Source organism: Aliishimia ponticola, assembly GCF_004803475.1.
In the GTDB taxonomy this organism is placed as follows: Bacteria; Pseudomonadota; Alphaproteobacteria; order Rhodobacterales; family Rhodobacteraceae; genus Aliishimia; species Aliishimia ponticola.
Genome location: NZ_SRKY01000012.1, coordinates 1 through 6353, shown reverse-complemented (window position 1 = coordinate 6353; position 6353 = coordinate 1). Strand labels below are relative to the sequence as shown.

Genomic DNA, 6353 nt, shown 5'->3' with positions numbered 1-6353 from the left:
AGGTGCCGTCGCACGCAATGAAGCCCTGCGCGCTTCTAAGTACCTGGTCCGAGCCATTCGGCGACGATGGAGCGGGTATCACCGCCGGAGTCGGGTCGAAAGCAAGATGAACTGCATCAAGCTGCTTGGTCAGTCACTGATGGCTCGAGACTTCGAACGACAGGTCGCGGAGCTGCAAGTCCGCATCGCCGTGCTGAACGGGTATACCGCGCTCGGCATACCCGTCACAGTGGCCGTAGGATAAGTCCTTCCGAGGAAAGGGAAACTCCGCTCAGAACCTGATTTATGCAACAAGGCCGACGTGACCTATACACACCCTACCTTTGCAATTCGGATCGTCCTGCAAGCACTTCAAAAGCCAGTTTAACGCGCGCCTTTTGAGCACTAAGACCCAAGAATTCGCGGACTCTGAAACCCGAGGCCTCAAGTGCGTCGAAATGGCCCGGATAGTAGTTGGATACGTCCCCATGGCTGTCTTCACATCGGCTTGCAAGCACAACGGGCATGAACGGCAGAATGTTCTGAATCAACGCCGCGCGTGTTTCTGTTGCAACGGAACATGCACCTGGACATGAAATGACAAGGCCATCTGCACCAGCATAGCGGGTGGACTGAAAGCAAGCGCCAACGGACAAACTGACGATCGGAATATCTACGGATGGCAGCTCGGGATGGCTGAGTAGCGCCGCCCGCAAGTTGGTTGAGAGTTTTGATTGTGCCTTTTCCGGGGATTGCAGTGAGGCCGACATTGTCGACACGAAGGCGTCCAGGCGGGTGGTGCTGCGCTTGTGCGCGAGCCATGCCGGTATAACGAAACCACCAACAGACACCACAACGCTGCCTGTGCCCCATCTGGTATTCTCACAAAGTTCGACCGCGGCATTGAGTGATTTCATCCCGTCAAAGTCTGCGACAAATGGCGGGCGCATTGCGCCGGTCACGACGACCATTGTGCCATCGTCAAGCAGGAGGGATAGCCCATAGGCAACCTCTTCCAGCGTGTCTGTGCCTGTCGTTACGATAAAGGCTGAGTAGGCGTCGGCGTGCTCATGGATGTAGCTGCCAACGTCTAAAATATCTTGTAGCGTGATCTCGGAACTATTCTTGGCGGCAAAGGAGTGAACGTCGAGATGGTTACACAGACCACCGATCAGCGTGTGAATGTTGTGCGTCGGCACGGCTCGATCGTCGGTTAACTCCAAGGAAATTGTTCCGCCCAGTTCGATGATAAGAATACGTCCTGGCTGAGAAGGTGCCTTGCGCGCGTACTTTCGGACGCAGGCGGTCTGTGTCTTCTGGTGTGCGCGGCGCATCAGCCGATCATCCCGATCGACATCGCCGCGGCTGCGACGACAGGGTCGATCTCGGCGATCCTAAGGGCCGCTTCAAGCTTGGCTCTGCGGGGCGAGAAACCTGCACAGCCAAGCACAAGCGCGCGGGCCCCTCTGGATGTGAGATCCTTCCCAAGCTCAACGGTCTGCGGAAACACCTCGTCTGATTGGCCGGCATCTTCTGCAGAGACATTCGGAAGTGACAATTCCCCGGCAAGTCGGCTTTCCACGCCCATCTGGCGCATGCGCAAGCGATGCCGCGCGGCCGATTCAGGGCCAAGCGCCACGACCCCGCAGAGATCTGCCCGCGCCATTGCTGTCAGTATGCCGGCTTCCTGGATGCCCGGAACAGGTTGCGGGACCAGGGACCGACACAGGTCGACGCCAGGGTCAGAGCAGCACGCGCTGATGAAGGCTCCTGCGTCGGGACGGGATTTGACGACCTCGGCGATATCAAGCGCGGCCTGCGCGGCATCTGCTTGCGTCGAAATGGTCTCGGGCCCATGGGCGATGCGCATTGTCTCGAACACAGATCCATTGGGTGGTTTCAGCGGCAAAAGCGCTGTCTCAATCGCCTTGGTCAAGCCCATTGATGAATTTGGGTTGATCACAAGGATGGCGCCAGAGGAGCGTGTCATGGCCGGATCCCTGCGCGGAAATTCTGGCTCGGATCCAGCTCTTTGGCCAAATGCCCCTTCCGCGCGTCCATATCGACGGGCGCGCGCGTTACGAATTGGCCTTGGCCTTCGCGAGCCTTGAGTTTGCCGGTCTCCACAATGATGTTGCCGTGGTTGATGACGATTTCCGGCACACCGGTCAGCTCCATTCCTTCAAACGGCGTGTAATCCATATTGTCGTGCTGATCGGCCAGCGTTATCCGACGGCGCTGCTCCGGGTTCCAGATGGCGATATCCGCATCAAACCCCGGCGTGATGCTGCCCTTGCGCGTGACTCCAAACGTCCGCGCGGCATTTGTCGCTTTAAGCGCTACGAATTGCTGCGCAGTGATGCGCCCCTTGAGCACCCCTTCGGAGAAAAGATGTGGCAAGCGAGCTGCGATTCCAGGCATGCCTTTAGCGACTTTCGGATAGGGGATGTCTACACCGTTCATGAATTTGCCCGTTTCATCATAACGGTAAGGCGCATGATCCGAGCTGACCGACTCGAACGTCCCCATTCTGACATGGCCCCACAGAACCGCTTGCGTCCTCTGGTCGCGAACCGGCGGAGAGCAGATGAATTTGGCCCCCTCCATCCCCGGTTTGTCTAGATCGGCGCGAGTGAACGCGAGGTATTGCGGGCAAGTTTCAGCATAGATGCGTGCGCCGGCAACCTTTTCGCGCTGCACAATCGCAGCACCTCCCTCAGTCGAGGCATGCACAATGAACAGCGGCGCGTCGATGAGTTTGGAGAGCGAAATTGCCCGATTGATCGCCTCTTCCTCCGCCAGTTCGGGCCGCGATTGGGCATGGTATTTTGGGGCGGTAAGACCGGCTTCTGCCAGCCGGGCATTCATCCATTTCACCATGCCTTTGTTTTCCGCATGCACCATTGTCATGACGCCGTATTTTTTCGCAACGGTCATGATGTTCAGCATCCCATCATCGCCTATATTCATCAGATCATATGTCATAAAGCCTTTGAACGAGGTGATGCCGCGCTTGAAGGCACGGGGTAGCTGGTGATTCAACGCCTCAGGCGTGGGGTCGGTTACAATCAGGTGGTAGCTATAGTCCAACACCGATTGGGCCGCGCGCGCGTCATAGGTGGCAATCACATCGTCGATGGATTGCCCGCGATGCTGGGCCGCAAAGGGAATGAATGTCGAATTGCCCCCGAACGCCGCTGACACAGATCCGGTGTAGTAATCATCAGCGCCCATGATCCCGGCGGCACTTTCTTGCGCAATGTGGGCATGGGCTTCGATCCCGCCGTGCATCACCAAACGGCCACCGGCATCGATGCGTGTGGCCCCACCAGATAATCTCTCTGCCAGGGCGACGATGCGCCCCTCGCGGATAACGATATCTGTCTCGAATATCTCATTGGCGGTTACGACCGTACCATCATGGATGATTGTGTCGAATTCCATAACCGTTTCTCCCGCTACTCGCGCGTTTGCAGGTCGCGCATGTCCTGCCATCTGGACGAAATTTCCAAATCCGGTCTCAGGTTCCATCACCTAGATCTGCCAAATGCCCAGCACCGGGATGATATAAAAGATGACCATGATCGCCAAAGCTGGCATGATCAGCATCCAGTAGCGGACAGTATCTGTGACTTGGGTCATGAGATCTGGACTGAGTAAGAAGCGCAGGGGGCGCAAGCCCCCCGCCATTTTTCGATCAGTTGATCAGCGCATCGACGTAGAGTTCTTCCGCAAATGTCTGATGCTTTGCGTACCATTCGTCGTTGTAGAGGATTTGTGTCGCCAGATTCTCTGGGCTGGAGGGATTGAACGGGGCCAGTTCTGGCGGGACCATTGCCGCGGCATCAGGGTTGATCGGGCCAGACCCGATCAACTCCAGCCATTTAACCTGAAGCTCAGGTTTCTGTCCATGCGCAATGAATTTCATGACCTCGTCTGCGCCCGCTGGGTTGTCTTTTGGGACAACCCAGATGCCTGGTGTAATGACACCACCATTGAAGCTGACCTGGAAGGTTCCTTCGGCCATTTCATCCTTCAGAAGATGGGCGCGTGTCGACCAGATATTTCCGATGGCCACCTCTTCTTGCAAGAAGAGATTCTGGCTTTCGCTGCCGGACCCCCAGACGATGATATTCTCGCGCAATTGGCGGAATTTATCGATCGCGGCTTTTATTCCGCCCTCTGTTTCCAACGCGCCATAGACCTCCTTGAGTGGGACACCCTGAGCCATGGTCGCGCTTTCCAGCATGCCGCGCACCGACTTGCGGAATGTGCGCATTCCGGGGAAGTCTTTGACATTCCAGACGTCTTCCCACGACTGCGGTACGTTGCCGCCAAGCATTTTGGGATTGGTGGCCAGTACATAGGAAAAGAGATAATTGCCCACCCCGTTATTGTAGGCCGTCCCTTTCAGCACCTTGGACTTGTCGACAATATCGTAGTTGATCGGTTGGGTCATACCCTGTTGTTCAAGAACGATGGCCGAGCCTGCGCCACTGTCGCAAAGGTCCCAGACGACCGCGCCGCTTTCTACCATCGCGCGGATTTTGCCTGCCGAAGGGCCTGAGCCATCAATGATCACGGGAATGCCGGTCGCTTTGGTATAGGTGTCGCACAGCACTTCCTGCAGAACGTCCTTGGCCTGCCCGCCCCAATTCACCACGATTATCTCTTTGGGTTGCGCCAACGCCTTGTTGCTGAGAACGGGCAGCACACCCAAGGCACCTAAGGCAGCAATAAATCCACGGCGGGTCAACCGCCCTTCCTTATAGCGTTCAACCGCGATCTCCACGATGTCCTGCTTGGCTTCAAAATCGGTTGTTTCAGTCATGTTTGCTTCCCTGTTGTTTGAGGTTTCCAAGGTGCGGGATCATTCTGGGACCAGCACGACGCAGGCATTGGTGTCCCAGCCAATACTGATTTCAAGGCCTGGTGTGGGCGTGATGCCTGTCTGCAAAGTTGTGCATGAAATGAGCAGATCGCCGAGCCCATCATCCTCAACAATGACTTGGCACCGCTCTCCCAGATAACTGACGCCTTTGACGGTCGCGGAGAGGAGTTCGACCCCCGGCGCATCTATCCGCAACCGCTCAGACCTAAGGGCGAGCCGTGCTTTGCTGCCGATCTCATCCACATTCTCGGCCTGTACCTCAAAGGTCGCGTCCTTTGCTGCGCAGTACAGAATATCCACATTGCGCCCGGTGACATCCACGTCGATGTAATTCGACTTTCCCAGAAAATCAGCAACAAAGCTGTTGCGCGGGCTGTTATGTAGATCGCCGGACGAGCGCTGCTGCTGAATACAGCCGTCTTTCAGGATCACGATTCTGTCGGACATCGAAAGTGCTTCGTCCTGATCGTGGGTCACATAGATGAAGGTGACCCCCAGTTGGCTATGAAGGGATTTGAATTCCCATTGCAGATCGGCATGCAGCTTCTTGTCGAGCGCGGAAAGAGGCTCATCCAGAAGCAGGACCTGGGGCTTGAAAGATATTGCGCGCGCCAGCGCGACGCGCTGCTGTTGACCGCCCGAAAGCTGGTGCGGCATCCCGTCGGTAAAGCCACCCATCTGCACCAGTTCAAGGCATTCTTGCGTTCGCTCCGCAATTTCGGCTGCTGGACGTTTGCGCACCATAAATGGGAAAGCTACATTGTCACTCACGGTCATTGGCGGAAACAGGGCATAGCCCTGAAATACCATGCCAAACTCGCGATATTCCAGCGGTGCTCTTGTGATGTCGGCTGAACGAAGGGTGATTTGCTCTGTAGCCAACCCCACGAAACCGGCAATCGCGCTCAACAATGTGGTCTTGCCCGAGCCAGACGGCCCTAGAAGCGTGAGAAACTCGCCCTCTGAGACATCCAGATCGACATGGTCCAACGCATGAAGGCTGCCATAGCGTTTAACTGCGTTCCGGATCGAAAGGATCGGTTCTGTCATCTGAAGGGCACACCCTGGTCAAGAGCCATCTACACGCGTCATTCACGTGTTTTGACGTTAAGTGGAGCATGGAGAGTCAAAACATCAAAATAAAAAAGAAGCCCATAAGTATAATTCGAAATTATAGATTCGAGCGGCCTTGTTGCATAAATCAGGTTCTGAGCGGAGTTTCCCTTTCCTCGGAAGGACTTATCCTACGGCCACTGTGACGGGTATGCCGAGCGCGGTATACCCGTTCAGCACGGCGATGCGGACTTGCAGCTCCGCGACCTGTCGTTCGAAGTCTCGAGCCATCAGTGACTGACCAAGCAGCTTGATGCAGTTCATCTTGCTTTCGACCCGACTCCGGCGGTGATACCCGCTCCATCGTCGCCGAATGGCTCGGACCAGGTACTTAGAAGCGCGCAGGGCTTCATTGCGTGCGACGGCACCT

General features: G+C 56.2%; 5 protein-coding genes and 2 pseudogenes. 1 reads left to right on the top strand and 6 read right to left on the bottom strand.

The annotated features are described in order from the left end of the window. Positions 1-244 (top strand): annotated as a pseudogene (locus E4Z66_RS19530) (IS5/IS1182 family transposase); the annotation flags it as partial. 73 nt (positions 245-317) lie between these two features. On the opposite strand, the gene E4Z66_RS19525 reads toward E4Z66_RS19530, so the two are convergent. From E4Z66_RS19525 to E4Z66_RS19495, 6 genes and pseudogenes are all read right to left on the bottom strand, one after another. Then, on the bottom strand, positions 318-1313 hold the full coding sequence (locus E4Z66_RS19525) for an asparaginase domain-containing protein (RefSeq protein ID WP_136464762.1): 996 nt from the start codon (positions 1311-1313) through the stop codon (positions 318-320). Continuing rightward, positions 1313-1969 carry an aspartate/glutamate racemase family protein gene (locus tag E4Z66_RS19520; RefSeq protein WP_136464761.1) on the bottom strand — a complete coding sequence of 219 codons (657 nt, stop codon included), beginning with the start codon at positions 1967-1969 and terminating at the stop codon, positions 1313-1315. The genes E4Z66_RS19525 and E4Z66_RS19520 overlap by 1 nt, the downstream gene beginning before the upstream one ends. Beyond that, entirely contained in the window at positions 1966-3423 is a 1458-nt protein-coding gene (gene hydA, locus E4Z66_RS19515) for a dihydropyrimidinase (protein ID WP_136464760.1), read from the bottom strand. Before hydA ends, E4Z66_RS19520 begins: the two co-directional genes overlap by 4 nt. 253 nt (positions 3424-3676) lie before the next feature. After that, positions 3677-4810, bottom strand: coding sequence for an extracellular solute-binding protein (locus E4Z66_RS19505; protein WP_136464759.1), 1134 nt, complete (start codon positions 4808-4810; stop codon positions 3677-3679). A gap of 39 nt (positions 4811-4849) precedes the next feature. Beyond that, entirely contained in the window at positions 4850-5920 is a 1071-nt protein-coding gene (locus E4Z66_RS19500) for an ABC transporter ATP-binding protein (RefSeq protein ID WP_136464758.1), read from the bottom strand. A gap of 189 nt (positions 5921-6109) precedes the next feature. Then, positions 6110-6353: pseudogene (locus E4Z66_RS19495) on the bottom strand (IS5/IS1182 family transposase); the annotation flags it as partial.

What these genes read in the sequence shown, in the direction of transcription:
- E4Z66_RS19520 (WP_136464761.1), bottom strand. Translation starts at nt 1,969, where the DNA reads ATGACACGCTCCTCTGGCGCCATCCTTGTGATCAACCCAAATTCATCA.
- E4Z66_RS19505 (WP_136464759.1), bottom strand. Translation starts at nt 4,810, where the DNA reads ATGACTGAAACAACCGATTTTGAAGCCAAGCAGGACATCGTGGAGATC.
- E4Z66_RS19525 (WP_136464762.1), bottom strand. Translation starts at nt 1,313, where the DNA reads ATGCGCCGCGCACACCAGAAGACACAGACCGCCTGCGTCCGAAAGTAC.
- E4Z66_RS19500 (WP_136464758.1), bottom strand. Translation starts at nt 5,920, where the DNA reads ATGACAGAACCGATCCTTTCGATCCGGAACGCAGTTAAACGCTATGGC.
- hydA (WP_136464760.1), bottom strand. Translation starts at nt 3,423, where the DNA reads ATGGAATTCGACACAATCATCCATGATGGTACGGTCGTAACCGCCAAT.